Origin of the sequence: Rhizorhabdus dicambivorans (genome assembly GCF_002355275.1) — a bacterium.
In the GTDB taxonomy this organism is placed as follows: Bacteria; Pseudomonadota; Alphaproteobacteria; order Sphingomonadales; family Sphingomonadaceae; genus Rhizorhabdus; species Rhizorhabdus dicambivorans.
Map to the genome: position 1 here is coordinate 4,320,952 of NZ_CP023449.1, position 25,449 is coordinate 4,346,400.

The 25,449-nt window shown below is 68.8% G+C and carries 20 protein-coding genes; 12 read left to right on the top strand and 8 right to left on the bottom strand.

From position 1 onward, the window contains the following. Nucleotides 1–187 precede the first annotated feature (187 nt). Entirely contained in the window at nucleotides 188–1,822 is a 1,635-nt protein-coding gene (locus CMV14_RS20320; RefSeq protein ID WP_066966931.1) for a PP2C family protein-serine/threonine phosphatase, read from the bottom strand. A gap of 76 nt (nucleotides 1,823–1,898) precedes the next feature. Between CMV14_RS20320 and CMV14_RS20325 the strand changes: the two genes are divergently transcribed. The 4 genes from CMV14_RS20325 to CMV14_RS20340 are packed head-to-tail and all read left to right on the top strand — an operon-like array spanning nucleotide 1,899 to nucleotide 6,970. Beyond that, nucleotides 1,899–4,319: an MFS transporter gene (locus tag CMV14_RS20325; RefSeq protein ID WP_066966934.1), complete on the top strand. Its 2,421-nt coding sequence runs from the start codon at nucleotides 1,899–1,901 to the stop codon at nucleotides 4,317–4,319. Then, nucleotides 4,309–5,433 (top strand): HAMP domain-containing protein, encoded by a 1,125-nt coding sequence (locus tag CMV14_RS20330; protein WP_066966937.1) that lies wholly within the window; start codon nucleotides 4,309–4,311, stop codon nucleotides 5,431–5,433. Before CMV14_RS20325 ends, CMV14_RS20330 begins: the two co-directional genes overlap by 11 nt. Continuing rightward, on the top strand, nucleotides 5,430–5,795 hold the full coding sequence (locus CMV14_RS20335) for a Crp/Fnr family transcriptional regulator (protein ID WP_066966940.1): 366 nt from the start codon (nucleotides 5,430–5,432) through the stop codon (nucleotides 5,793–5,795). The genes CMV14_RS20330 and CMV14_RS20335 overlap by 4 nt, the downstream gene beginning before the upstream one ends. Continuing rightward, nucleotides 5,792–6,970: a hypothetical protein gene (locus CMV14_RS20340; RefSeq protein WP_066966943.1), complete on the top strand. Its 1,179-nt coding sequence runs from the start codon at nucleotides 5,792–5,794 to the stop codon at nucleotides 6,968–6,970. The genes CMV14_RS20335 and CMV14_RS20340 overlap by 4 nt, the downstream gene beginning before the upstream one ends. A 189-nt stretch (nucleotides 6,971–7,159) precedes the next feature. Here CMV14_RS20340 and CMV14_RS20345 read toward each other — a convergent pair whose 3' ends face one another. Beyond that, nucleotides 7,160–7,435: an STAS domain-containing protein gene (locus tag CMV14_RS20345; RefSeq protein ID WP_238147103.1), complete on the bottom strand. Its 276-nt coding sequence runs from the start codon at nucleotides 7,433–7,435 to the stop codon at nucleotides 7,160–7,162. Nucleotides 7,436–7,618: 183 nt separating this feature from the next. Between CMV14_RS20345 and CMV14_RS20350 the strand changes: the two genes are divergently transcribed. The 3 genes from CMV14_RS20350 to CMV14_RS20360 are packed head-to-tail and all read left to right on the top strand — an operon-like array spanning nucleotide 7,619 to nucleotide 9,707. Continuing rightward, nucleotides 7,619–8,017: an ATP-binding protein gene (locus tag CMV14_RS20350; RefSeq protein WP_066966953.1), complete on the top strand. Its 399-nt coding sequence runs from the start codon at nucleotides 7,619–7,621 to the stop codon at nucleotides 8,015–8,017. Nucleotides 8,018–8,059: 42 nt separating this feature from the next. Beyond that, nucleotides 8,060–8,524 (top strand): SET domain-containing protein-lysine N-methyltransferase, encoded by a 465-nt coding sequence (locus CMV14_RS20355; protein ID WP_066966955.1) that lies wholly within the window; start codon nucleotides 8,060–8,062, stop codon nucleotides 8,522–8,524. Then, complete coding sequence (locus tag CMV14_RS20360) at nucleotides 8,511–9,707, top strand: diaminopimelate decarboxylase (protein ID WP_083216011.1); 1,197 nt, start codon at nucleotides 8,511–8,513, stop codon at nucleotides 9,705–9,707. The genes CMV14_RS20355 and CMV14_RS20360 overlap by 14 nt, the downstream gene beginning before the upstream one ends. Before the next feature lie 107 nt (nucleotides 9,708–9,814). On the opposite strand, the gene CMV14_RS20365 is transcribed toward CMV14_RS20360, so the two are convergent. The 6 genes from CMV14_RS20365 to CMV14_RS20385 form a co-directional block, all read right to left on the bottom strand. Further along, the gene (locus CMV14_RS20365) at nucleotides 9,815–12,043 is read right to left on the bottom strand and encodes a putative bifunctional diguanylate cyclase/phosphodiesterase (RefSeq protein ID WP_066966961.1); all 2,229 of its coding nucleotides are present in this window, start codon (nucleotides 12,041–12,043) and stop codon (nucleotides 9,815–9,817) included. 85 nt (nucleotides 12,044–12,128) lie between these two features. After that, on the bottom strand, nucleotides 12,129–12,302 hold the full coding sequence (locus tag CMV14_RS26875; protein WP_176489086.1) for a hypothetical protein: 174 nt from the start codon (nucleotides 12,300–12,302) through the stop codon (nucleotides 12,129–12,131). A gap of 5 nt (nucleotides 12,303–12,307) precedes the next feature. Next, nucleotides 12,308–13,036 (bottom strand): dienelactone hydrolase family protein, encoded by a 729-nt coding sequence (locus CMV14_RS20370; RefSeq protein ID WP_066966964.1) that lies wholly within the window; start codon nucleotides 13,034–13,036, stop codon nucleotides 12,308–12,310. Between the two features lie 186 nt (nucleotides 13,037–13,222). Then, nucleotides 13,223–14,260 carry a phytase gene (locus tag CMV14_RS20375; protein WP_066967011.1) on the bottom strand — a complete coding sequence of 346 codons (1,038 nt, stop codon included), beginning with the start codon at nucleotides 14,258–14,260 and terminating at the stop codon, nucleotides 13,223–13,225. A 5-nt stretch (nucleotides 14,261–14,265) separates the two neighbouring features. After that, a complete protein-coding gene (locus tag CMV14_RS20380; RefSeq protein WP_066966967.1) occupies nucleotides 14,266–17,040 on the bottom strand; it encodes a TonB-dependent receptor in 2,775 nt (924 codons plus the stop codon). Nucleotides 17,041–17,149: 109 nt separating this feature from the next. After that, nucleotides 17,150–18,160, bottom strand: coding sequence for a CorA family divalent cation transporter (locus CMV14_RS20385; protein WP_066966970.1), 1,011 nt, complete (start codon nucleotides 18,158–18,160; stop codon nucleotides 17,150–17,152). 111 nt (nucleotides 18,161–18,271) lie between these two features. Between CMV14_RS20385 and CMV14_RS20390 the strand changes: the two genes are divergently transcribed. Genes CMV14_RS20390 through CMV14_RS20410 form a run of 5 tightly spaced genes read left to right on the top strand, consistent with a single transcriptional unit; the run spans nucleotide 18,272 to nucleotide 25,164 of the window. Continuing rightward, nucleotides 18,272–19,672 carry a glycosyltransferase family protein gene (locus CMV14_RS20390; protein WP_066966973.1) on the top strand — a complete coding sequence of 467 codons (1,401 nt, stop codon included), beginning with the start codon at nucleotides 18,272–18,274 and terminating at the stop codon, nucleotides 19,670–19,672. Then, on the top strand, nucleotides 19,669–21,252 hold the full coding sequence (locus tag CMV14_RS20395) for a hypothetical protein (RefSeq protein ID WP_066966976.1): 1,584 nt from the start codon (nucleotides 19,669–19,671) through the stop codon (nucleotides 21,250–21,252). The genes CMV14_RS20390 and CMV14_RS20395 overlap by 4 nt, the downstream gene beginning before the upstream one ends. Further along, entirely contained in the window at nucleotides 21,249–21,761 is a 513-nt protein-coding gene (locus tag CMV14_RS20400; RefSeq protein WP_066966979.1) for an RNA polymerase sigma factor, read from the top strand. The genes CMV14_RS20395 and CMV14_RS20400 overlap by 4 nt, the downstream gene beginning before the upstream one ends. Nucleotides 21,762–21,799: 38 nt before the next feature. After that, nucleotides 21,800–22,744: a FecR family protein gene (locus tag CMV14_RS20405; RefSeq protein ID WP_083216014.1), complete on the top strand. Its 945-nt coding sequence runs from the start codon at nucleotides 21,800–21,802 to the stop codon at nucleotides 22,742–22,744. Further along, nucleotides 22,717–25,164 carry a TonB-dependent receptor gene (locus tag CMV14_RS20410; RefSeq protein WP_066966982.1) on the top strand — a complete coding sequence of 816 codons (2,448 nt, stop codon included), beginning with the start codon at nucleotides 22,717–22,719 and terminating at the stop codon, nucleotides 25,162–25,164. Before CMV14_RS20405 ends, CMV14_RS20410 begins: the two co-directional genes overlap by 28 nt. Nucleotides 25,165–25,449 lie beyond the last annotated feature (285 nt).

The following is a 25,449-nucleotide window of genomic DNA, read 5'->3' on the forward strand; positions in this document are numbered from 1 at the left end:
TGCGGGTTAGCCGCAGCGGGGGCTCCCTAGGAGACAGCGAGTCACCAGCGCAACCGCCATCATCGCACGAAAGGAAATGATAAAAAAACTGTGTCCTTCGCGCCACATCAGGCGAGGTGGGCATCCATTTTGGAACAAAATTTGGTTGACACGCTGCGTGGCCGTATTGCCGGACGTTCCCCGCCGGTCAGCCCCGATACTGCACCACCAGGATCGCGATATCGTCGAACTGCGGCGCGCTGCCCACGAAAAGATTGACCCGCTCGGACAGGCCGGCGGTGATCGCCTCGGCGCTTCGTCCACGGGCCTGCGCGGTCAGCGTCTCGGCGATCCGGTCGACCGTGAACAGTTCCTCGTCGGCGGCGGTCGCCTCGGAAACGCCGTCGGTGAACAGCACCAGCGAGTCCCCGGGCTCCAGCCGCACCGTCGCGGTCTCGAACTCCGCATCGTCGAACACGCCCAGCGCCATGCCCTCGGGCTTGGGCAGGCGCGAGACGCTGCCGTCGGCGCGCACCAGGAACGGCGCCTCATGCCCTGCATCGCTATATTCGACATGGCCGTCGCGCAGGTCGATGATCCCGGCGAAGGCGGTGACGAACAGGTTGGCGACATTGTCGCGCACCAGCTCCGCATTGACCCGCGCCATCAGCCCGGCCGCCGAGGTGGAGGTTATCGACGCCGCCTTGAACAGGGTGCTGGTCATCGCCATGAACAGCGCCGCCGGCACGCCCTTGCCCGACACGTCGCCGATCACGAAGAACAACCGGTGTTCGTCGATCATCGCATAATTATAGAGGTCGCCGCCCACCTCTTTGGCGGGATCGAGCAAGGCGTGGACGTCGATGTCGCCGCGTCCCGGAAAGGCGGGGAACTGGCGCGGCAGCATGCCGATCTGGATGTCGCGCGCCGCCGAAAGCTCGCCTTCCACCCGCTCGCGGGCGGCGGTCGCCGCCTCCATCTCGATCAGGTAGCGCTGCAGCCGCACGATCATTCCCGACATCGCCTCGGCCAGGCTGCCCACCTCGTCCGCGCGGGCGCCGCTGATCGCCTGCATCGCCTGCAGCTCCTCCTCGTTCGACTGGAAGCTGCGCTCCTCGATGTTGCGGGTGTAGGATGTCAGGCGCACCAGCGGCCCGACGATCCGGTTGATCAGCAGGCTGCCGACGATCATCGCCAGCACGAACATCGCCAGGCCGACCATCACCGACTTGTTGAGTGCGTCGTTCAGCCGCCGGTCGAGCGAGGCCAGCTCGACATCGGCGCCGACCACATAGCTACGCCCGTCATAGGCCTTGATCGGCATGTAGATCGATCGGAAGCGGCCGAAGCTGTCCTCATATTCGTCGAAGCGGACCAGCCCGTCGGCGAAGCTGCGGTACAGCTTGGCCGGCGCGGTGTCGTAGCGGGTCCAGTAGCGGACCTGGGTGCCCGTCTCCACCTCATGCGGCGTGGCGCTGGTCGACACGGTGTAGATCGACCGGCCGAAGCGCATATAGGTATAGACATAGACCAGGCCCGACCGGTCGGCGAAGCGTGACAGGGTCTGCTGCAGCCGATCGAACTCGGCCGGCGGGATCGATGTGGGCCCGTGGACGCGCGGGTGATAGTCCTCGGGCAATATCTCATGCACGGCATGGGCGGCGGTGCGCAGCTTGTCGTCGATCCCGGCGATGATCTCGCGCCGGTCGATCGTGTAGAGCATCGCCGAATAGGCGACCGCCGCGACCAGGTTGAGCACGAACAGCAGCAGCAGCAGCTGCGGCCTGAGCCCGAAGCGGCGGCGGCGCCTTTCCGCGCTGGTGATGTGACTTGCCGCTTGCATCCGCCCTCTTTCGCCCCGAAGCTCTATCGCATCACCGGACGGGCAGCGGTAGCCCCTACGGAATGCAAGGGGGGAAATGGTCAGCTTCGTCAACCGACTGCTCCGGGTGAACCCCGGCGAGTGGCCGAAGCTGGCGCAGTTCGGCCTGCTCGGTTTCCTGCTTCAGATGGGGCTCGGCATCGGCTTTTCGGCCGGCGACGCGGCCTTCCTCGCCAATGCCGGCGCCGATCGGCTGGCGCTGATCTTCATGATGACCCCGGCGGTGATGCTGCTCTACACCGTCGTCTTCTCCTATCTGCTGGTCCGCTTCTCGATGGACCGGGTGATCGACGCCACCATCGCGCTGCTCGTGCTGGGCGGGCTGGCGATCTGGTTCGTGCTCGGCATGGCGCTTCCCGCCAGCTGGAAGCTGCCCGTCTATTTCGGCCTGAAGCTCTATCTGGCGATGTGGTACATCGCCCTCTACTCGCTGTTCTGGAACTACACCGACGCCTATTTCACCATCCAGGACGGCAAGCGGATGTTCCCGCTGCTCGCCGCCGCGATGGCGTTCGGGATGACCTGCGGCGGCCTGCTGGTCAGCTGGCTCGCGGGCGATGTGTCGCTGCGCGGCTTCTTCCTGATCTGGGCCGTGATCGCGGCGGTGACCCTGCCGGTGGCCCTGCTGGTGCGGCGGCGCTGGGCGCGGATCGCCGATAGCGAGGTCGACGAGGGCGCCGGGAACGAGAGCGTCGCCGGCCAGGTCGCGCAGGTCGCGAAAAGCTTCCGCACCTCGCGCTACACGCTGGTCCTCACCCTCACCCTGTTCGTCACCCTGCTGATGACGAACCTCGCCGAATTCCAATATTCGAGCATCTTCGAACAGGGCCGCAGCGAGGCCGAACTGGCCAGCCTGCTCGGCGCGCTCTACGCGGGCGCGAACATCTTCAACATGGTCGTCTGCCTGTTCGTCTTCACCCGGCTGGTCGGGCGGATCGGGGTACGCAACGTCGCGCTGATCATGCCGGTCGCCTATTTCGCGGCATTCGGTTTCCTGTTCGTCACCGGCTCGTTCGAAGGCGCGCTCGCCACCTTCTTCGCCTATCACGGCATCCTCACCTCGATCGAGTACAACAACCAGAATCTGCTGTTCAACGCGGTCCCGAGCGAGACCAAGCGGCCGGTGCGCACCATCGTCGAGGGGCTGGCCGAGCCGCTCGCCAGCTTCGTCGCGGGCGGCTTCCTGCTCTATGCGGCGGACCGCACCGACATCCGCGACCTGTCGGGTCTCGGCGTCATCCTCGGGGTGCTGCTGCTGCTGGTGGTGATCGCGCTGCGCCAGCTCTATCCGGCGGCGATGGCGCGCAACATGCAGGCGATGTCGCTCGATTTCGGCCACCAGCGCGCGATCGAGCCTGCCTCGCCCACCGATCCGGCGCCGTCCACGGCCGAGCTGATCGCACGGCTGCGCACCGCGCGCCGCGACGAACGCGACGGGCTGATCGCCCAGCTTCACGCCGGGCGCGATCTCGAGGCGCTGCCCGATATATTGTCCTGCGCCGCCGGCCTCAGCCCCAGCGACCGCCACGCGATCGAGCGGATGATCATCGCCTGGGGCGACATCGCCATCCCCCGCCTCGTCGCCGCCATATCCGACGGCGCGCAAAGCTATCGCGGTCGCTCGGTCGCCGCCCGCACCCTCGCCCGCCTCTCCTATCCGCTGTTCACCTCGCGGCTCGACGCGCTGGTGCGGGAGGAGCTGGTCCGCGCCGAACCCCGCTTCGCGCTCGCCGAGGCGTTGGAGGCGGTGGCGGAACCGACCCGCGCCACCCGCACCCTCGCCCGGCTGCAGCGCCAGCAGATCGCCCAGGCGACCGACTTCGCGATCGAGCTGCTCGCGCTCGGCGGGCGGCTGCCCGACTATGATCTGCTGATCGTGTCGCTCCATTCCCGCAATCCGAAGGTCCGCGCCAATGCGATCGAGGCGATCGAGAACGGCACCGACCGGCCGACCTTCCTGATGCTGAAGGCGCTGATCGATCCGCGCCCAGGCGACGCGCACGATCCCGAACGGCTGCTCGACATGCTGGGCGAGAGGCTCGCGTCGCCCAACACGGTGGAGCTGATCGCCGCCGCCCAGGCGCTGCGCGATCTCGCCCCGCCCGACGGACTGGCCGCGCGGCTGCGGCCGGCGCTGCGGCCCGGCCTCCACCGCCATGCCGGTGCCGCGATCGCCACCCAGCTCGATCTGCCCGGCGCGGGCGGCTGGACCTTGATCGATCTGATCGACGGCATCGCCAGCCGGCGCGAATTCGCGGCCGCCTCGATCGAGGTGCAGACCCGCCTCGCGCTCGCGCTGACCCTCGATCGGCCCGCCGCGCCGGTGATCGCCATCGACGTGGCGGGGGCGCCGCCGATGTGGCTGGCCGAGGCGGTGGTCCAGGATCTCGCCGTCCGCCAGGTCGATCTGGCGCTCGCGCTGTACCGTGCCAGGGACGATCGCGCCTATGCGGCCTGAAGGCGTGCCCATCCAGGCCCTGCTGCTCAGGGTCTTCCTGCCTGCGGTCGCGCTGGTCGCGATCGGGCTCGGCGTGCTGACCTACAGCCGACTGTACGATGCAATCCTCGATGGCTTCAACCGCAAGCTGATCGCCGCCAGCGCGCTGACCGGCGCACTGATCGATGCCCGCGACCATGACCGGCTGATCGCCATCGCCCGCACCGAACCCAAGGGCGACGAGGCCGAACGCAGCCCCGAATATCTGCGCGCCGTGCTGCCGATGCGGCGCATCCGCGAGAAGCTCGACATCACCTATCTCTACACCCAGGTTCTCGGCGGCTCGCAGGACATCATCTATGTCCTCGACGCGACGACGGGCGAGGATCATTCGCAGATCGGATCGGAGGACGATCTGCCGCCCGAGACCCTGGCGGGGATACGCCGCGTCCAGGCGATGGACGGCATCCACCTTTCGCCCATCGAGTTCCAGCAGCAATGGGGCCTGCTCAAGACCGCCGCCGCCCCGCTCCGCGACGCGGAAGGGCGGATCGTCGCGACGGCGGGCGCCGACGTGAATGTCTCGCTGATCCGCACCGCCACCCAGAACGCCCTGTTCGCCAGCGTGGTGATCGGCATGGTGTCGCTGCTCGCCTGCACGCTCGCCACCCTCCTCATCGTCCGCCGCATCGCCCAGCCGCTGGACCGGCTGCGTCGCGAGGCGCTGCGCATCGCGGGCGGCGACCATCGCCCGATCGAACCCTTCCCCGCCCCGCGCGATATCGCCGCGCTGCAACGGACCCTGGCGGAGGGCAGCGCGGCGCTGACCGGCCAGCTGGCCGAAGCGCGCGCCGCCGCCCGCGCAGGTGCCGCGGCCGCGGGCATGGCGGCGGTCGATGCCGAGCTGGCCCGGTCGGCGGCCACGCCCCAGCTCCTGTTCGAGGGCGATGCCGGCGACGCCGATGCGCCGCTCCGCCGCGCCGCCGCCGCGCGTCTCGCCGCCCGTGCCGCCGCCGATCCCGCCCTCGCCGCCCGGATCGAGCGCGACGGCCCCCCGCTCCGGCTGGCAGCGGGCGAACGGGCCTCGGCGGTGCTCGACGACGGGCGCCATATCCTGATCGGCACCGGCGCATGATCGAACGGCTCCGCATATTGCCCGGCTTCCGGGTGCTCGATCCCGAGACGATCGCGGTGATCGCCGCCCGTTCGGCAGTGCGCAGCTTCGTGCCCGGCCAGCGCGTCTTCGCGGCCGGGGAGGTCGCCGACATGCTGCTCGCCCGCATCGGCGGCCGGCTGGTCGGCGCGGACGGCGGCATACCCCCGCCGGTGTTCGACGCCCCGGGGCTGCTGTTCGGCCTCGCGGTGACGCAGGACTATCTCGCCGGGCCCGAGGGGCTGGAGGCGGTCGCCATCGCCAAGCCGCACGTCTTCACCATCGCGCGCGAGTTTCCCGAGTTCATCATGTCGCTGATGGACGACGCCGGGGATGCCGCATGAGCGTGCGGATCATCATCGTCCTGCTGGCGCTGCCGCTGTTCCTGCTGCTGGTCGGGGTCAACAGCCTGCTGCTCTACCAGCAGGAGGTCGACGACATCGAACAGGGGCTGCGCGGCCAGGCGCTCGCCGCGGCGGTGACGGTGGCGGAGTTCGCCCGCGAGGCCCGCGATCCGCTGGCCGAGCTGGGCGAACCACGGCGGCTCGCGGCGCTGCGTTCGGCCGGCGCCAAGATACCGGGGCTCGATACGCTCTACCTCGCCGCGCCCGACGGCCGCATCCTCAACCTGCTCGATAGACCCGCCATCGTCCGCTACAGCCTGAAGGCGCCCGACCACCCGGTCATCATCGGCAACTGGCACGACAATGAACGCGATCCGCTGATCGCCGCGCGCGCGCCGGCCGGCCGGGGCTATGTCGCGGTCGCCGATATCGACGCGCGGCCGCTCAACCGCCGCGCCTTCCACCTGAAGCGGCTGTCGATCGTGCTGGTCGCCGGATCGGCGGTCCTCGCGATCCTGCTCGGCCTCGTCGTGGCGGCGCGGGTGACGCGCGAGTTCCGGCGCACCCGGTCGATCATCGAGGCACGCGGCGGCGGCGCGGACCCGACCGCGCTGGGCATCCGCGAGGTGCGCGACCTCGCCGATGCGATCGGGCTGATCGACAAGAGCGTGTCGGACGATCTCGACCGGCTCGGTCGCGGCGGCAGCCCCGATCCGATGCTCGGCATCCGCGCGCTGCGCGAACGGCATTTCCCCGATCTGTCGGCCCGGTCCGGCGCCGCCATCCTGTCGATCCGCTCGCTGCCCAGGGCGAAACCCGGCGCCTTCCACGTCGCCCTTCCCTGCGACGGCGGCTGGCGCGTCGCGCTGGGCGAGGTCGGCGGCGAACCCGCCGCAGCGCTGGCCTCGGCGGTCGCGCTGCGCGATCATCTGCTGGATGGCCCGGCCGAGCATCTCGGGCAGCGGCTGGCCTTCGCCGCCGAGGCTTTCGGCGCCGAGCGGCTGGTCGAACGGTTCGTGGGGCCGGAGCGGGTCGCCCTCGCGCTGCGCGACGATGCCGGCGCCGTCGCCGCCTATGCCGCGCACCACCCCGATCTCGACCCGGAAGCGCTGACCGCCGATCTGGCGATCCTCTATCCCGATGCCGGGATCATCGTCGCAACGGGGCCTGCCTGACGCCGTCGCCCCGGCGGAGGCCGGTGCCGTCATCGATCATCGGGCAACGCGGCCGCAAAAGCCTTCACCGGGCGCGGGCAAATCCTTCAGAGCGATTTCTAGGCAGATGGAAACATCTGCCGACTCGGAAATCGCGGTAAAACAACAGGGTAGAGCCGACGAGCCGATGCAATCGGATCGTGAAAGGCTCTAGCCGAGCTTCGCCAGTGCCGCGTCGACATCGGCCTCGATCGTGAAGATCTTCGAGAAGCCGCTGATGTCGAACACCTCGCGCACCGCCGGGGCGACGCCGGTTATCACCAGGCGGTTGCCCGCCGCCTTCGCCGCCTTGGCACCGATCAGCAGCACGCGCAGGCCCGCCGAGCTGACATAGGGAACGTCGGCGAGGCTCAGCACCACCGCCTTGTTCTCCTTCACCCGCGCCGGCAGCACCGCCTCCAGCGCGCCCGCGGTGGTGCTGTCCATGCGCCCGGCGGCCGAAATCACAAGGGCGCCGTCTCGGCTATTTTCGCTGATGTCCATCTGGTCTAGAATCCGTTCCGGCCCGCCTGTTCGGCGTCGCTGCATATCAGGAGTGGATGTCCATTTTCCACACGATTATCGTCGCGGCGGGGACGGCCGGCACGATGCGGTGCGGGGCGATGATGCATGGCCGCTGAATTCACGCGCGCGCTGCGGGCGGATAGCGCCGCCCTGCCTGGGCTGATCGAGGCGATCGAGGGCTGGCTCGAGGCGCAGGGCGTGCCGATCGGCGAGGTCGCCCGGCTGATGATCGCCTTTGACGAGCTGCTCAGCAACATCGCCCATCATGGCGGGGGGACGATCGAGCTGGCCATCACGGTCGACGCCGGCACGCTGACCGCGCGGATCGCCGATGACGGCCCCCGCTTCGATCCGCTCGCCCTGCCCGCGCCCGACACCAGCCTCGACATCGACGACCGCCCGGTCGGCGGCCTCGGCATCCATCTCGTCCGCGAGATGATGGACGAAGTCCGCTACGTATATGACCAGGGGCGCAACGAACTGACATTTCGCAAGACTTTTTAAGGCTTTCGCGCTAGTCTCGCGCCCTTGCGAAAGGTGGGACAGATGACATCTGCGCCGGAGTGGGCAACGGCACGGACTCAGGATGACGAAGCGCTGGAGGTGCTCCGCCTGGACGAGCGGCGCGGCCTTGGCGTGCGTGCGCTGCGCGGCTTCGCGGCCGGCGAGACGATGCACCGCTTCGCCGGCGTGGTGGGCGAGGCCATCTGCCAGCACAGCCTGCAGATCGATGCGCTGCGCCACATCAGCGGCACCCGCTATATCGGCTATCTCAGCCATGGCTGCGAACCCAATGCCCGGCTCGACATGGCGGGCTTCACCCTGGTCGCGTTGCGCGCCATCGCGGCGGGCGAGGTGGTGACGATCGACTATGCCGAGACCGAGGACCGGCTGCACCGCCAGTTCGCCTGTGGCTGCGGCGCCGCCGCCTGCCGCGGCTGGATCCATGGCCGCAGCGAGGGGCCGAATGCCGAGGGGCAGGCCTGGCTCGAGAACCATGCCGCCGGCTGAATGGTGGTCGCGCGAGGATCTGCATCGCGCATCCGACGGCCGGCTGATCTTCGCCGGGGCCGATGTCGCCGCGCTCGCGGCGGAGCAGGGCCGGCCGCTCTTCCTCTATAACGGCGCCCGCATCGTGGCGAATGCCGCGCGGCTCCGCGCGGCGCTTGCCGGGTCGGGCTGCGATCACCGCCTCTATTATGCGATGAAGTGCAACCGCTTCCCGCCGCTGCTCCAGCTGCTGGCGGCGGAAGGTGTCGGGGTCGACATCTGCTCGCCCGATGAGATGGACCTGGCCCTGGCCTGCGGATTCGCCGCGCGCGACATCAGCTTCACCGGCACCGCCGTTTCGCCGCGCGATCTCGATCGGCTGCTCGCCGAGCCCGATCTCCACATCAACTGCGATTCGCTCGCCCAGATCCGCATGATCGGTGAGCGGACGCCGGGCCGGACGATCGGCATCCGCGTCAATCCCGGCCTCGGCACCGGCTATGGCGACAGCGCCCGGCTGACCTATGCCGGCGAACGCACCACCAAATTCGGCATCTACCGCGAACAATGGCGGGAGGCGCTCGACCTCGCCGCGCGACACGGCCTCACCGTCTCGACGATCCATTTCCATGTCGGCTGCGGCTATCTGTCCCAGCAACTCGACGCCTGGGAGGCGGCGGTCGGCGGCGCGGCGGCGTTTCTCGACGACCTGCCGGCGGCGACCACGGTCAATATCGGCGGCGGCCTGGGCCTTCCCCACCGCGCCGGCGACGCACCGCTCGATCTCGACCGCTGGTCGGCGATCATCGGGCGCCATTTCGGCGGCCGGGGCCTGACCGTCGCGGCAGAGCCCGGCGACTATCTGGTCAAGGATGCCGGGCTGCTGCTGCTCTCGGTCGTCTGGGTGGAGCGCAAGCGCGACACATTGTTCGTCGCGGTCGACGGCGGCTTCAACCTCCACCCCGAGCCCGCCCATTACGACCTGCCCTGCGAGCCGGTCGCCTGCACTCTGCGCGCCGGCGCGGGGCGGAAGGTAACGGTCGCCGGCAACATCAACGAGGCGCTCGACCTCTGGGCCGAGGACCATGCCATGCCGCCGCTCGTCGAGGGTGACCATATCGCGCTGATCAACGCCGGCGGCTACGGCTCGGCGATGAGTTCCAACCATTGCATGCGCGGCGATTTCGCGGAGATGCTGTTGTAAGCCCGTCATGCTGAACTTGATTCAGCATCCATTGCCGCTACGCCGAGGCTCGACCCGGGAGGTTGCGTATCTGGATCCTGACCTCCGTCAGGATGACGAAGCCGGGATCAAGCCCCCGCCTGCGCCTCGATGAACCGCGCCTCGACCTGCGCCGCGCTGACCGGCTCGGCCAGCAGGAAACCCTGCAGCACGTCGCAGCCGATGCTGGTCAGATAGAGGCGCTGCTGCTCGCTCTCGACCCCTTCGGCGGTGGTCTCCAGCCCGCTGACGCGCGCGAGGTCGACGATCGCCTGGATCACCGGGCTGCCGGGGCGGCCGGGCTCGATCGTCGAAACGAAGCTCTGGTCGATCTTGACCCGGTCGACCTCGAAGCCCGCGAGATGCTTGAACGAGGAATAGCCCGTGCCGAAATCGTCGAGCGCGATCCGCACGCCGACGTCGCGCAGCCAGCCGAGATTGCGGCGGCACTTCTCGCTGCTGTCGAGGAAGCTCGTCTCGGTGATCTCCAGTTCCAGGCGGCTGGGCGCCAGCCTTGTGCGCTTGAGGATCGAGAAGACGCGCTCGGCCAGGGTCGCGTTGCGAAGCTGCACCGCCGACAGGTTCACCGAAATGGTCCCCGCCGGCCAGCGCGCCGCCGCGAGGCAGGCCTGTTCCAGCACCCATTCGTTGAGCGTCTCGATCAGCCCGCATTCCTCGGCGATCGGGATGAACTGGTTGGGCAGCATCGCTCCGCGCCGGGCGTTCTGCCAGCGGATCAGCGCCTCGGCGCCGATCAGCGCGCCCGATCGCGCCTCGAAACAGGGCTGGTAGACGATGTCGAGCCCGTCGCCCGTCCTCATCGCCTCGCGCAGCTCGGCTTCGATCTCGTTGCGCTCCCTGATCCGCTCGCCCATCGCCGCGGTGTAGAAGGCGTGGCGACGGCGGCCGCCGCGCTTCGCCTCGTACAGCGCGATATCGGCCTTGCGGACAAGCTCGACCGGATCGCCGGCGTCGCGCGGCGCGACGGCGATGCCGATGCTCGCGCCGACCAGCACTTCGCCGTCGCCAAGATCGATCGGCTTCGCCAGCGCGCGGTGGATGGCCTGGGCGAGCCTTTCCGCCGACTTCGCGGCATCGTCGGCGAAATGGATGATCGCGAACTCGTCGCCGCCCAGCCGCGCCACCACATCGTCGGGCGCCAGCCCCGACAATATGCCGGAAAGCGCACGGATCAGCTGGTCCCCGGTCGGATGACCGAGATGGTCGTTGACGTTCTTGAAATGGTCGAGATCGATGTAGAGCAGCGCCAGCGGCCGTCCGCTCTGGCGCATCTGGTCCAGCGCCGCCGCCAGCCGGCGGTCGAACTGGGCACGGTTGGCAAGGCTGGTCAGCGGATCATGGTCGGCAAGATGCTGGGCATGTGATTTGGCGGCGCTGAGTTGCAGGGTGCTGTTGCTGATACGGCCGAGCAGCCATGCGACGATCCCGAACACCACCAGCAGCGAGGCGACCAGCGCCGGCGCCACCTGGCCGAGCATCGCGCTGCCCGGCCGATAGGGATCCCAGGCGAAATAGCCGAGCAGCGTGCCGCCGCGGGTGCGCAGCGCCACCCGGCTCAGCCGCCCGTCCCTCGGCGGCTCGGCGGTGAAATGGCCATCGCCGAGCTGATAGCGTCGGGCGAGATCGGCGATGAAGCTGCCGTCCAGATAGCGGATGCTGACATGGACATATTCGCTGCCGGGGACCTGCGGCCGCTCTCCTGTGTCGGAGACGATCGGCTTGGCGCTGATGATCGCCGGATGGCCGTTGACGATGCCCAGGTCGATCGCCCCGGGCGTCAGCACCGCGCTGGCGCGCTGGACAGGGGTCCCCTGGCGCATCCGCATCCGCAATTCGGTCAGCAGCGGCTGCGCCACCGTCCGGGCGATCCGCGCGGTTCCCGCGATATCGTCACGCTGGCCCTCGCGCATCGCATAGATCAGACGGTCGCGCGGATCGACGATCAGGATCGCGTCATGGCCGTAATAGGTGTGGAACCAGATGCCGAGATTGTCGTCGAGCCAGCGCGGATTGATCGGCCGGCGCCGCAGTTCGTCGACACTGTCGTCCCAGACGGTGGCGGCCTCCTGGTCGTGCGCGATCGATCGGAAATTCTGCTCCAGCACGGTCGCGATCAGCTTCTGCTGGCGCACGATCGACAGTTCGTCGGCCTTGCGCGCCGCAATCCAGACGAAGGCGGCCAGCAGCCCCGCCATCAGCAGCACGATGAGCAGCGACCGGACGATGATCTGGGAAACGAACGCTTCGCGCGCGAAGGCGATGGGGCCGCTACGGCGCAGGATGCGCTCGATCAGCACGTTGACGACTCGCTACGCAGCACCATACCGAATCTTCGGCCCCCCTCGCTCCCGTGTAGCGCGAAAGCAGGCGCTAGGCCAATCGTCAGGATTGGCCCCGCAGCGCCTCGTCGATCGCCTGCGCCTCGCGCTCGAACATGGCGGCCATCGCCACCAGCCGATCGCGTTCTCCCTCGTCGGGGGCGTTGTGGGCCAGAAGGCGGGCCTTGGCGGCTTCGCGCCGCAGCCGGGCCGCGGAACCATGGGTGGAACCGGCCATCGCGCTCAGCCGGCCTTGCCGAAGATTTCGTCGAAGAAGGCCAGCATCTCCGCCCAGCTGCGCCGATCCGCGACCGCGTCGTAGCGGACGAAATCGGGCATCCCCATCGCATCCGCCTCGGGATTGGTGAAGCTGTGGACGACACCGCCATAGAGTTTCATCTGCCAGTCGACCTTGCCGGCCCGCATCTCCGCCTCGAAGGCGGCGCGCTGCTCGGGCGGGATGCCGGGGTCGTCGGCGCCGATCAGCACGAGCACCCTGCCCTTGATGTTGGCGGCGTCCTGTGGCCGGCTGGTCTTGAGCCCGCTGTGGAAGCCGACCACGCCGGCGATCGGATGGCCGCCGCGCGCCAGTTCCAGCGACATGGTGCCGCCGAAGCAGAAGCCGATCGACGCGATCCGCGCCGGATCGGCCTCGGGCCGGGCGAGCAGCGCGTCGAGCCCGCCCTTGGCGCGTGCTCGGATCCGCTCGGGCGCCTCGAACAGCGCTCCCAGTTCCGCCATCATCTCGTCACGGTCGGTCTTGATCCGCCCTTCGCCATGCAGGTCGCAGGCCAGCGCCACATAGCCAAGCTCGGCCAGCTTGCGCGCCTTGTTCTTGGCATGGTCGCCAAGGCCGAAAGCTTCGGGAAAGACCAGCACGCCGGGGCGCGCGCCGGAACGGCCCTCGTCGACATAGAGATGACTCTCCATGGCGAGGCCATCGGCTTCATAGCTTATAATTTCGCTGCGCATGATTCTCCCCTAGCGCCAGCCCCACCCCTAGCGTCTGTTAAGCATGTCACAGGCATCAGACAATCGCTGCTTTTCCTCCATTCCGGACCATCCGGGAACGGCGAAAAGGATGGCAGCCGCCGGCCAGGCCTGGCCGGCGGCTGCCATGGAGTATCGGAAATCGAAGTTGGGAAAAGCTGGGGAGGTTTACCGAATGCCCAGCGCAGCCTTGATCGACGCCCAGTCGACCAGCTTGAAATTCTGCGCGCGGGGCATGTTGCGCCCATCCTGGACGACGAGCAGCCCGCCCGGATAGGCGGTGCCGAAATCGCCCATGGCGAAATCGATCCCGTCGGTTTCCTCGGTCGATCCGACCGCGCCCGCCGTCACCCGGAAGCGTCCGACATAGCTGTCGTCCGACAGGCGGAAGACGGCATAGGCGTTGTCGCCCTGGCTGGAGACGAGCAGATAGCCGCCGTCCCCATCCCCCTCGGGCGCGATCGCCACGCCCTCGGTATCGGCGACGATCCGGTAACCATCGGCCGCCGCCATCCTGACCGGCGCCGTGTCGCCGCCGGGCCGGGCGTCGAAGCGCCACAGCCCCATATCCTCCTCGGCCACATAGAGACGATGGGTGCGCTCATCGACCGTGCAGCCCTCGGACTGGGTGGCGAGCTTCATCGTCCGCACGATGCTGGCTCGGGGCGCGTCGCCCAGGCTGAGGGCGACCTGCCGGATGGTGCCGTCCTTGATCACGTTGAACGCGAACAGCACATCGCCCTCGCGGTAGAGGCAGATGCCATAGGCCTCGCCCGGCCCCACCGCGAGCTTGCCGAGCGGGACCAGGCTGGCGCTCGCCGGATCGAGCCGGAACAGTGCCAGCTTCGCGTTCCGCGGATCGTTGCGGTCGCTCGCCGCGACGATGATCCCCGCGGCCCCCATGTCGCGCAGGTCAACGTTGTTGACCCGGCCGGCATCGATGAAGAAACGCTGCCGGCCTTCCAGGTCATAGACGTAGAGCCCCGCCTTCTTGTCGGTGCCGACGATCAGGCTGGCGGCCGGATCGGCCGGATTGCGCCAGATCGCGGGATCGTCGGCAGCGTCGGCATTGGCGGTGCCGACCGCCTGGGTCTCGCCCTTCGCCTGCACCGATGCGGTCGGCGCAGGCGAAATGGCGGGGCGTGTCGCGGTGGTCGCGCACCCTGCCAGCGACAGCAGGGCGATCAGCGGCACGGTGCGGGCCATCGTCATCAGAAGTTGACGCGGATGCCGCCCGAGTAGCGGCGGCCGAACCGCTCCCACTCGATCGTCTGGATGCTGCTGCGCGCCGTCGGCGTGCCAGTTGCGGTCAGCAGCTTGCCCGGTTCCGAATAGCGCCGGCCCGGCTTGTTGAGCACATTCTGCGCGTCGAAGTAGATTTCGAAGTTCGGTGTGACCGCATAGCGGGCCGAGATGTCCATCTCGTCGTCGGCCGCCCAATAAGTGTCGCCGCCATCGGTCAGGTCGTCGACGATCTCGTCCAGCCAGGCGCTGCGGCGCTGATACTGGACGCGGACCGACAGGCCGTATTTCTCATAATAGGCGCCGACATTGTAGACCACCTTGGATGTGCCGGGCAGCTGCACCCTGCGCGCCGGAACCGCGCCGATCGCCGGCTTGGTCACCTTGCTGTCATTCAGGGTGAGGTTCGCCGAGACGCCGAAGCCGCCCATCCAGTCGGGCAGGCCGAGATTGCCGGTCCATGGCTCGAGCTGCAGCTGCGCGGCCGCCTCGGCGCCGAAGATGCGCCCGTCGCCGCCATTGGCGATGCCGGTGAAGATATAGGCCGAGCGGTCGATGCCGTTGCTGTCCAGCGCGTTCGAACCGAAGGTGCGCGCCTGGCGATACAGCACGTCCTTCACCTTCTTGTAGAAGGCGCCAACCATCAGATAGCCCTGCGGCTTCACATACCATTCGAAATAGCCGTCGACACCATAGGCGCGCTCGGGCTTGACCGCCGGGTTGCCGCCCGAGATCGTCTGGTTGGTGTCGCTCACCACCACATTGGGGCGAAGATCGTCATAATCGGCGCGCGCCGCGCCCGAGTTGAACGAGATGCGCAGCTTCTTGCTGTCGTCGACATTGTAATTGAGGTGCAGGCTCGGGAAGGCCAGCGTCTGGCTCGACGTCGCTGTGACCAGCCCGGTGGTGGTGCCGACGTTGGCGATCGCCTGGCCGCGATTCTTCAGATGCTCGATGCGGACGCCGCCCAGGATCGAACCCCAGTCATATTTCACGGTGCCCATGATGAAGCCCGCATAGACCTCCTCGCGGACGTCGTAATTATTGGCGGCGTTGGGCGTGAAGGCGAAGCCCGCGCGCGCCGCCTTGGATACGTCGCGCATCTTCGCGGTGTCGAAATAGTGGAAGCTGTAGCCGAGCGGGATCTTGCCCTGAAACGGGGTGTTCAGCGAGAACTGGTTATAGTCGCTCGGCAGCCCGACGGCGGCGAACTGCGCGGCGGTGTTGAGCAGGATCTGGTTCTCGTCCGCCACCTTGGTCCGCCGGTCGAACTGGAAGCCCGCCTTCAGCACGGCCTCGCCGCCGAACAGCCCGGTCTCGCGGGTCAGCACCGCCTTGCCGGTATAGGCCTTGGTGGTGTCGATCGCGTCGAGCACCAGCAGCGACGATGGCGGCTTGGTGAAGCTGTCGACATTGTTCACCTGCCCGCCGGCCGAAAAGCGCGTCGGGCCCGCCAGCGGGTTGGTGGTGAACAGGGTCAGCACCGAATGGTTGCGGTCGCTGAAGTCATAGCTGACGGTGGGGCGCGCGGTGCGCGTGCCGGGGCTGTCCCAGCTGACTTCGCCGACGATCGAGCGGTCGTCCTTCGACCGGGTGAAGTTGCCGAGCCAGCTCAGCTTCCAGCCGTCGGCGAAATCATGGTCGCCCGCCAGCGTGTTGGTGAAGATCGACTGGCGGAACGCGCGCAGGGTCGAGCGCTGGCGGATGTCGACGCCATAGACCGTGCCCTTCTGCGGGGTGTTGCCGGTACAGACATCGGCATAGCCGCTGGTCGTCGGGGTCGGGTTGAAGGCCGTCGGGCAGGCCGCGGCGCTGGCGACGAGGTCGCCCTGGCGATCGTCGAGGTCGAAGCGGTAATTGTCGCGCGCCTCGTCGTCGGTGAAGATGGTGTAGACCGAGCGCAGCGAGATCATGTTGTCCGCATCGGGCCTGTAGTCGAGCCGGCCGGAGACCGACCAGTTCTTGCGGGTCAGCCGGTACAGCTTGTTCTCGGCCTCCGCGGCCCAAAAGCGGGTCGCGGCGCCGGGACGCTGGTCCTGGCTCACGCGCTCATAGTCGGTCTCGAAATTGTCGGTGATCATCGCGCGCTCATAATAGCTGCCCGACACCACCACGCCGATCTCGCCCTCGCCCACCTTGAACCGGTCGGAGATGACGGCCGAGCCTTCATATTGCTTGCGGTCGCCCAGTTCTGCGATGCCATAGCCCGCCTTGCCGGCAACGTGCAGCCCCGGATAGTCGAAGCCCGAGCGGGTGATGATGTTGACGTTGCCCGCCACCGTCTCGCCCGGCATCTCGGGCGTCACCGCCTTCGACACGATGATCTGCGACGCGATCGCCGAAGGGGTCGAATCGAAGCGCGCATCGCGGCCTTCCGGGCTGACCACGTTGATCCCGTCGAACGACAGCGTCGTCCACCTTTTGGGCGCGCCGCGCAGATTGATGTAGCGGGCCTGGCCCTGGTCGCGCTCGACGCTGACGCCGGGCAGGCGGCTGGTCGCTTGGGCGATGTTCTGGTCGGGCAGGCGGCCGACGCCATCGGCGGCGGCGACAGCGACCAGCGAGTCGGTGTTCTGCTGGATGGTCAGCGCCGCCGCTTCCGATTCCGCGATCGGCCGCGATCCGGTGACGACGATGATCCCCTCGTCCCCGCCCGCGTCGGCGCCCGGCGCGGTCTGCGCCAGCGCGGGCGCCACGGCGACCATGCTGATGCCGGCCAGAAGAATATGGAATCTCGATGTCATGACGCCCCCCGAATGGATCTCGTTTCGGGGGCCTGCCTAGGGACGCTCGCTGACAGTCGGATTGCAGCTATATGACTCTTTTGCGGCGCAACATGGCGCTGCCGTCAACCTATCTGCGCATGAATCCCATCCAGCGCAGGAACAGATAGGTCGCGCCCGCCGTGCCCAGCGCCAGCAGCGTCGCCAGCAGCGTGCCGTGCGGCGCCTGCGCCCAGGGCAGGCCGCCGGTGTTCATCCCGAAAAGGCCGGTGACGAAGGTCGCCGGCAGCATCAGCGCGGTCATGATCGAGAGCACGTAGAGATTCTGGTTGGTGCGCTGGTCGACCGAGATGTCGATCTCCTCGCGCAGCTGGTGGATCTGCCGCTGCACGCCCAGCGCGTCGGCACCCAGCGCCTGGATACGCTGGTTGAGCCGCTCGACCGTCGCCAGCATCGCCTCCGGCAGGTCCTCGTCGCCCTCCAGCCGGCGGAACACCGCGCGCAGCCCATCGAGCATGCGGTTGACCATCGCCAGCCGCCGCCGGATGCCGATCAGCCCATGGGTGCTGGGCGAATGGCGCCCGTCGAGGAAGGCGTCCTCGGCGCGCTGCACGTCCAGACCCAACTCGCGCACCACCGCCGCGATCCCTTCGGAGACGGTACCGATCAGCAGGTCGAGCGCGTCGCCCGGTTCCTCGATGCCCGGGCCCCGTGCCAGCTTCTGCCGCACGACATCGGCCGAGCGGATCGGATGGAGCCGCGCCGTGATCATCATCTCCGGGGTCAGCGCGAAGCGCAGCACGCCCACCTGCGAACTGTCGCTGCGTTCGAAATCGCGCTCGAAATCGTGGATGACGCAGCCGACCGCGCCGCCTTCGACGATGGCGCGCTGGTGGCTGTCGGACGCGACCATCATCTCGCGCACATCCTCGGGCAGCGCCTCCAGCCGGCTGATCCAGCTTGCGCTGCCCTGGTGGGCAAGGCTCAGGTGGAGCCAGCGGAACCCGCTCGTCTCGGCATCGCAGGTCTCGATCGCCCGCGCGCCATGATCGCCAAGGTCGAATGCCCAGATCAGCCCGGGCCCGGCGGCGCCGAAGGGCGGCCGGAAGGCTTTGCCAGTGCCCTGATCCTGCTCCGCCAAGCCGGCTTTCCCCCGAATTCGAAGTGATTCTTCCATAGCACAGCGCCCGGCGGTAACGGAACGGGCGAGTGAGGCTGGCGCAGCGTTCCGGACGCGGTAGAAGCGTTCGCGATGTCCGACCGCCCTTTCCCCATCGATCCGCTTCCGCGCCGCAGCCTGTGGGCGGTGCTGGCGGCGGCTGCGGCGATCGGGCTGGCGTTGCGGATCGCGGCCGCCCAGGGGGATTATTGGCTCGACGAGGCCTGGTCGCTGCTGTTCGCGCGCGAGGCGCGATCGCCCGGCGACGTCTTCTTCGCGATCAACCACGACAATAATCACTTCCTCAACACGCTCTGGCTCCAGCTGGTCGGCTGGGGCGGATCGCCGCTGCTCGGCCGGGCGCTGTCGATCGCCTGCGGCACCGCCGGCGTGGTGGTCGCCGGACTGATCGGGGCGCGGCGCGGGCTGCGGGGCGCGGCGCTCGCGGCCTCGCTGTTCGCGGTCTCGCCGATCCTCGTCACCTATGGATCGGAGGCGCGCGGCTATGCGCCGATGCTGCTGGCGCTGCTCTGCGCGATCCGCATCGTCGACCGCGAACTGTTCGGCGTGCCGGTTCGCCACGCGCCCCTGCTACTCGGCATCGCCACGCTGGCCGGCATGCTCGCCCATGCCTCGATGCTGTTCGGCGTCGCCGCGCTCAGCGGCTGGGTCGCGATCGAACAGGGGCGCCGGCTGGGCCACGCGGCGGGCGCGCTCGCCACCCTACGGCTGATGGGCCGCGCGGTCGCCGCCGTGCTCGCGGTGCTGCTGATCGTCGCGGCGGGCGCCGCCGCCAGCCCCGAAGGCTTCCGCATGGGCAGCCTCGCGCCGTTCGACTGGCCGGCCTTCGTCGATGCGCTCGATCATATGCTGGCCTTCACCATCGGCTGGCCGCTGCTGGTCGGGCCCTGGCTGATCTTCTTCCTGTTCCTGCCGCTCGGCCTGCGGCGGGCGCCGCTCCTGTCGGAACGCGCGCCTTTCCACCTGCTCGCCATCCTCGGCCTGCCGCTGCTGGTCGCCATCCTCGAACCCGGCAACAGCGCCTTCCCGCGCTATTATCTGCTCAGCGCGGTCGCGCTGCTCCTGCTGCTGGCGGAACTGGCGGCGGTGCGGGGCCGGGCGGCGCGCCTGCTGTTCGGCGCGGTGATGATCGGCAGCCTGATCCTCGACGGGCACATTATCGCGAATCTGCGCGGCGATCCCGGCCTGGCGATCGAGGTGATGAGCCAGCGGGCGCCCGATGGCGGCGCGGTGATGCTCCAGGCCGAACGCGACGGCCCCGTGCTGGAGGCCGCCGCTTCGCGGCGCGCCTATCCCCTGATCCTCACCAATGACTGCGCCGAGGCCCGCTTCTACTATATCGCCGACAACGGCACTCAGCCCTTCCCGCTCGCCGCGCTGCGCTGCGGCGCCGCCTTCCAGCCGATCGCGGGGCGCGATCTCGATGGACTGTCCAGCCAGGCCTGGCAGCTTTACGAGCGGGTGGATCGATGAACCCGGGCCACAGCATCGGTTGGTGGCGGCGCCCCGGCCCGCTGGCGGCGATCCTGCTCGTCCTGCTGGCGCCGCTGCTGCTGCCGGGCCTGCCGCCGCTCACCGATCTGCCCGGCCATGTCGGCCGCTGGCATATCGCGACGGCGGACCCCGCCTCGCCGCTCCACCGATATTATGCGGTCCACTGGGCGTGGATGGGCAATCTCGGCACCGATCTGATCGCCCTGCCGCTGATCCCGTTGGTCGGCCCGGTCGCGGCGGCGCGGCTGATCGCCGGGCTGATCCTCCTGCTCACCGGCGCGGCGCTGCTGTGGCTGTCGCGCGAAGTGCATGGCCGGGTCGCCCCGTCGTTGCTGTTCGCGCTGCCCTTCGCCTATGGCTGGCCGTTCCAGATGGGCTTCGTCAATTTCGCGCTGGCCCAGGCGCTCGGCTTCGCCGCGTTGGCGCTCTGGCTTCGGCTCGCGCGGGCCGGGCGGCTCCGCCTGCGCGCCCTGCTGTTCGCGCCGGTCGGCCTGGTCCTGTGGACCGCGCACAGCTTCGGCTGGGGCATGTTCGGGCTGATGGCCTTCGCCGCCGAGCTGGCACGGCTGCGCGCGCGGGACCATCCCTGGCCCCGCGCGATCGGCTGCGCGGTCGTCGCCTGCCTCCCGCTCGCTCTCCCGGCGCTGGTGATGGCGCTCGGCCGGCCGGCCGGTGCACGGGCCAGCGAGACTGGCGACTGGTTCAACATGGGCGCCAAATTCCTCTGGCTGCTGTCCTCGCTGCGTGACCGCTGGCAGGCGTTCGACATCGCCTCGCTGCTGGCCCCGCTGATGCTGATCTACATCGCCGCGCGCGACCGGCGGCTGGGCTTCTCCGCCCTGCTCGGCTGGCCCGCGCTCGCCTGTGCCGCCGCTTTCCTGCTGCTGCCCCGGCTGCTCCTCGGCGGCTCCTATGTCGACATGCGCATGGCACCGGCGATCTGGATGCTGGCGCTGCTCGCCATCAGGCCACCCGAGACCGCACGCCTCGCCCGGATGATCGCGCTCGCCGGCCTCGCCTTCGTCGCGGTGCGCACCGCCGGCACCATGATCAGCTTCGCGCAGCGCGGTGCCGAGCAGCGCGCCGAGCTGTCGGCGCTCCCCGCCATCCCGCGCGGCGCGGCGGTGCTGGCGCTGGTCGCGCGGCCCTGCCTCACCCCCTGGTCGGACATCCGGCCCGAGCATCTTGCCGCTTATGCGATCCTGACGCGCGACGCCTTCGTCAACGAACAATGGGCGATTCCCGGCCAGCATTATCTGACGATCCGGCATCGCCGCGCCATGCCCTTCGTCGCCGATCCCAGCCAGCTCGCCTATCCAGACGGCTGCAGGGAACAGGGCCACGGCCTGTCGCATGCCCTGGCCGGCTTTCCGCGCGCCGCCTTCACCCATCTCTGGATCATCGGCCATCGGCTGGCCGACCCAAGGAAATCGGGTCTCGTCACCGTCTGGAGCAATGGCAGATCGGGGCTGTATCAAGTGGTTGGCACGGCAGCCATGCCGCGTGTAGAGCCCCAGCCTGAATATAGGGTTCGGAGAGGCGAGCGAGCGGGGACATGAGCAGCACCGGCCTGGAGGCCGTCTTCCTGTCGAATCGCGACAAGCTGCTCGGCTTCCTGCGCGCGCATGGTGCGGGCGACGAAGCGGAGGATCTCGTGCAGCTGCTGTGGCTCAAGATCGCCGCCGCGCCGGGCGGGCCGATCGCGCAGCCGCTTTCCTATCTCTACCGTGCCGCCAACAATCTGATGCTCGACCGCTACCGCTCGCAGCAGCAGGCGACCCGGCGCGACAAGGACTGGACCGAATCGGCGACCACCGTGCCCGGCACCTCGGACGAACCATCGAGCGAGCGCCGCCTGATCGCGCGCGAGCAGCTTCGCCTCGCCCAGGAAGCGCTCGACGGGCTGGGCCAGCGCACCGCCGCGATTTTTCGCCGGCACCGTATCGATGGGGTCGGCCAGCGCGATATCGCAACGGAATTCGGGGTCAGCATCAGCACCGTCGAGGCCGACCTGCGCCGTGCCTACAAGGCCATGATCGAACTTAGGGAGAAGTTCGATGAGGTATGAGGCGATCGACTCCGTCTGCTTGTCGGGGAGCCAATCACATGGCTGAGGACTGGCACGATATGGATGATGCGGCGATCGACTGGATAGTCCGCCTGCGCGATCCCGGCTTTGACGGCTGGGAGGCGTTCGGGGCGTGGCTTGCCGCCGATCCGGCGCATGCCGAGGCCTATCACCGGCTCGCCCTCGCCGATCAGGACATGGGCGATCTGGTGAAGGCCGTGCCGGCGCCGGTCGTCGCCCCGGTCGTCGGACTGCCGCCCGTGCGGCGGACGATCACCCGCCGCACCTGGCTGGGCGGCGCGATCGCCGCTTCGGTCGCCGGGCTGATCGGCTTCGGCGTGATAGAGCGCCAGCCCGCTTTCTATCCGGTCGAAACCGCGCCCGGCGTGCGCCGCACCGTCACGCTGGAGGATGGCAGCCGGATCGCGCTCAACGGCGGCACCCGCGTGCTGCTCGACCGCAAGGACGCCCGTTTCGCGACCCTGGAGCGGGGCGAGGCGCTGTTCGATGTCGTCCATGACGACGATGCCCCGTTCAAGGTCGCGGTCGGCGATGCGACCTTGGTCGATGTCGGCACCCGCTTCAACGTGCTGCGCGAAGGCAAGGTTACCGCCGTGCAGGTCGCCGAGGGCGCGGTGATCTACAATCCCGACAATGAAGCGGTCCGCCTCGATGCGGGCCAGGCCCTGCGCGCGCTCGACGGAGACGCGCATCTCCAGCTCGCGGCGGTCTCGCCCGCCGCCGTCGCCGGATGGCGCGAAGGCCGGCTGATCTATGATGGCCAGCCGATGACGGAGATAGCCGCCGATCTGGCGCGCTGGTCGGGCCAACCGGTCCGTGCCGATCCGCGGCTTGCCGAGCGGCGCTTCCGCGGCGTATTGAGCTTGGGAGACGGTGACGATATCGTCCGCCTCGCCCCGTTGCTGGATGTCGATGTCCGGCGCGACGGCGGAACATGGATATTAGCGCCCCGCACGCAGTGAACCGACCGCTCGCCTTCGCAGCCATTACCCTGACCAGCCTCGCCGCCCCCTCATGGGCGGCCGATATCAAGGCGCTCGACCTGCCACGCGGCCGGTTGAGCGACGCCGTTTCCGCGCTCGCCGCGCAGACCGGCGCCAGCGTCAGCGTCACCGATGCATCGATCTGGTCGATGCGGGTGGCGGCGCTGAAGGGTCCGATGGACGCGGGCGAGGCGTTGCGCCGGCTGGTGCGCGGCAGCCGCGCCGGGGTGGTGCCGCTCGGCGGCAACAGCTTCCGTATCTATCCGCTGCCCGCCCGGACGGTGCAGCGCGCTTCGCCCCTGCCCGCCGCTCCGGTCGTCGAGCAGGGCGAGGCCATAATCGTCGTCACCGCCTCGAAGCGCGACACGCGGCTGCGCGATTTCGCCGGATCGGTGTCGATGCTCGACGGCACCGATCTCGGCTTTGGCGGGGAGCAGGGAACCGAATCGATCCTCGCCCGCGTCGCCAGCCTGTCGTCGACCCATCTCGGCGCGGGACGCAACAAGCTGTTCATCCGCGGCATTGCCGATTCCAGCTTCACCGGGCCCACCCAGGCGACGGTCGGCCAATATTGGGGCGACATGCGGCTGACCTACAACGCGCCCGACCCCGATCTGCGCCTCTACGACATCCGCTCGGTCGAGATTCTCGAAGGGCCGCAGGGCACGCTGTATGGCGCCGGTTCGCTGGGCGGCATCATCCGCGTCATCCGCAACGCCCCCGATCTGGACAATAGTGGCGCCTCGCTGTCGGCGGGCGTCTCCGCCACGCAGCATGGCGATCCCTCGGGCGATCTCGGCGGGATGATCAACCTGCCGGTGATCGGCGGCCGGGTGGCCCTGCGGGCGGTCGGCTACGGCATCACCGAGGGCGGCTATATCGACGATGTCTGGCGCGGCAAGAAGGACATCAACCGCACCCGCGTCGCCGGCGGCCGCGCCGCGCTGCGGATCGATCCCGGCGCTCGCTGGATGGTCGATGTCGGCGGCATCTTCCAGAACAACCATGGCCGCGACAGCCAATATGCCGATCGCCGGCTGGGCGGGCTGAAGCGCGCCAGCCGCGCACCCGGCGGGTTCGATGCCGATTATGCGCTGGGCGAGCTGGTGGTCGGGAAGAGCTGGGACGGCCTCTCCTTCATGTCGTCGACCGGCTATGCCCGCCAGCGCCTCGACGAGCGCTACGACGCCAGCCTGCCCGGCGGCCCAGACCGGCAGTTCAGCCAGCGCAACCTGACCAACATGTTCACCAGCGAGAACCGGCTGTGGCGGCCGATGCGCCATGGCTTCGGATGGGTGCTGGGCGTCAGCCACACACGCAACAAGACCAATATCGACCGCTCCTACGGCGCGGTCGACGCGACCACGTCGGTGCCCGGCGTCACCAACCGGGTACGCGAATCGACCATCTTCGCCGAAGCCAGCGTCGAGCCGGTGCGCGGCCTGATCGCGACGGCGGGCGCGCGCTACACCAGGTCGCGGCTGACCGGCGGTGCCGAGGACCCGACCCCGGTGGGTCCCGATCTGTCGCCCAGGCTGGCCGCGCTGATCGAACAGGCGCGGGCGGAAATCATCGCCGGGCGGAGCGAGAAGCGCTTCCTGCCCTCGGCTTCGCTCTCCGCGACGCCGATCCGCCGGCTCACCGTCTATGCGCGCTATCAGGAGGGTTTCCGCCCCGGCGGCCTCGCGATCGAGAGCGGCTATGTCCGGCGCTTCCTGAACGACAAGGTGCGGACGATGGAGACCGGCATGCGCTTCGGCGAGCGCGGGCGCGACATCTTCGATCTGTCGCTCAGCCTGTCACACACGCGCTGGACCAACATCCAGGCCGATTTCATCGACGCCTCGGGCCTGCCCAGCACCGACAATATCGGTGACGGACGCATCTATTCGCTCAGCATGGAGTTGGGCCTGCGTCCGGCCAGCGGGCTGAGCCTCGATATCGCCAGCACCCTCAACGACAGCAAGGTCGTCGATCCCTCGGCCAATCTGCTCGCCGCGCTCGATGCGCCCCCGATCAATACCGAAACCGGCGCCCGCACCGGCGGCCAGAGCCGCATCCCCAATGTCGCCCGCTTCACCGTGCGGATCGGCGCCGACTATCGCGCTGCGCTCGACGAGACGCTCGAGTTGCGCGTCAGCGGCTGGGCGCGCTATGTCGGCAAGTCGCGGCTCGGCATCGGCCCGATCCTGGGCGATCTTCAGGGCGACTATTTCGATACCTCGCTTACCGCGCGGATCGGCCGGCCCGACTTCGGCGTCACCCTCGGCGTCACCAATCTCACCGACGCGATCGGCAATCGCTTCGCGCTGGGCACGCCCTTCTCGGTGGCGGGCGGCGGACAGATCACGCCGCTGCGTCCACGCACCATCCGCCTGGGCGTCGACCGCAGCTTCTGATCGGCCGCGCGGCAAAATCGCGGACCCCGAAAAAAAATCAAGGTTCCCGGGACATGGCTCCGTCTTGGCTGTGAGCAGGGAGATATTTTCTCCACGGCCATCCGGAGCGCCGCGTCGCGGCGGCCGGTCGCCGGCTCCAGGTTCATCCCGGATCCCTCTCCCACGGAGGGCTTGGGGATGGGGGGGATATTGGCGGTCCAGGAGCCCGGACGGTCCCCCTCCATCCCCAAAATATTCCTTCTCCCCCTCGACGGCGGAGATTCTGGTGCGGTGCGGATCGGCTTT

What these genes read in the sequence shown, in the direction of transcription:
- CMV14_RS20320 (WP_066966931.1), bottom strand. Translation starts at nt 1,822, where the DNA reads ATGCAAGCGGCAAGTCACATCACCAGCGCGGAAAGGCGCCGCCGCCGC.
- CMV14_RS20325 (WP_066966934.1), top strand. Translation starts at nt 1,899, where the DNA reads ATGGTCAGCTTCGTCAACCGACTGCTCCGGGTGAACCCCGGCGAGTGG.
- CMV14_RS20330 (WP_066966937.1), top strand. Translation starts at nt 4,309, where the DNA reads ATGCGGCCTGAAGGCGTGCCCATCCAGGCCCTGCTGCTCAGGGTCTTC.
- CMV14_RS20335 (WP_066966940.1), top strand. Translation starts at nt 5,430, where the DNA reads ATGATCGAACGGCTCCGCATATTGCCCGGCTTCCGGGTGCTCGATCCC.
- CMV14_RS20340 (WP_066966943.1), top strand. Translation starts at nt 5,792, where the DNA reads ATGAGCGTGCGGATCATCATCGTCCTGCTGGCGCTGCCGCTGTTCCTG.
- CMV14_RS20345 (WP_238147103.1), bottom strand. Translation starts at nt 7,435, where the DNA reads ATGGACAGCACCACCGCGGGCGCGCTGGAGGCGGTGCTGCCGGCGCGG.
- CMV14_RS20350 (WP_066966953.1), top strand. Translation starts at nt 7,619, where the DNA reads ATGGCCGCTGAATTCACGCGCGCGCTGCGGGCGGATAGCGCCGCCCTG.
- CMV14_RS20355 (WP_066966955.1), top strand. Translation starts at nt 8,060, where the DNA reads ATGACATCTGCGCCGGAGTGGGCAACGGCACGGACTCAGGATGACGAA.
- CMV14_RS20360 (WP_083216011.1), top strand. Translation starts at nt 8,511, where the DNA reads ATGCCGCCGGCTGAATGGTGGTCGCGCGAGGATCTGCATCGCGCATCC.
- CMV14_RS26875 (WP_176489086.1), bottom strand. Translation starts at nt 12,302, where the DNA reads ATGGCCGGTTCCACCCATGGTTCCGCGGCCCGGCTGCGGCGCGAAGCC.
- CMV14_RS20370 (WP_066966964.1), bottom strand. Translation starts at nt 13,036, where the DNA reads ATGCGCAGCGAAATTATAAGCTATGAAGCCGATGGCCTCGCCATGGAG.
- CMV14_RS20375 (WP_066967011.1), bottom strand. Translation starts at nt 14,260, where the DNA reads ATGGCCCGCACCGTGCCGCTGATCGCCCTGCTGTCGCTGGCAGGGTGC.
- CMV14_RS20380 (WP_066966967.1), bottom strand. Translation starts at nt 17,040, where the DNA reads ATGACATCGAGATTCCATATTCTTCTGGCCGGCATCAGCATGGTCGCC.
- CMV14_RS20390 (WP_066966973.1), top strand. Translation starts at nt 18,272, where the DNA reads ATGTCCGACCGCCCTTTCCCCATCGATCCGCTTCCGCGCCGCAGCCTG.
- CMV14_RS20395 (WP_066966976.1), top strand. Translation starts at nt 19,669, where the DNA reads ATGAACCCGGGCCACAGCATCGGTTGGTGGCGGCGCCCCGGCCCGCTG.
- CMV14_RS20400 (WP_066966979.1), top strand. Translation starts at nt 21,249, where the DNA reads ATGAGCAGCACCGGCCTGGAGGCCGTCTTCCTGTCGAATCGCGACAAG.
- CMV14_RS20405 (WP_083216014.1), top strand. Translation starts at nt 21,800, where the DNA reads ATGGCTGAGGACTGGCACGATATGGATGATGCGGCGATCGACTGGATA.
- CMV14_RS20410 (WP_066966982.1), top strand. Translation starts at nt 22,717, where the DNA reads ATGGATATTAGCGCCCCGCACGCAGTGAACCGACCGCTCGCCTTCGCA.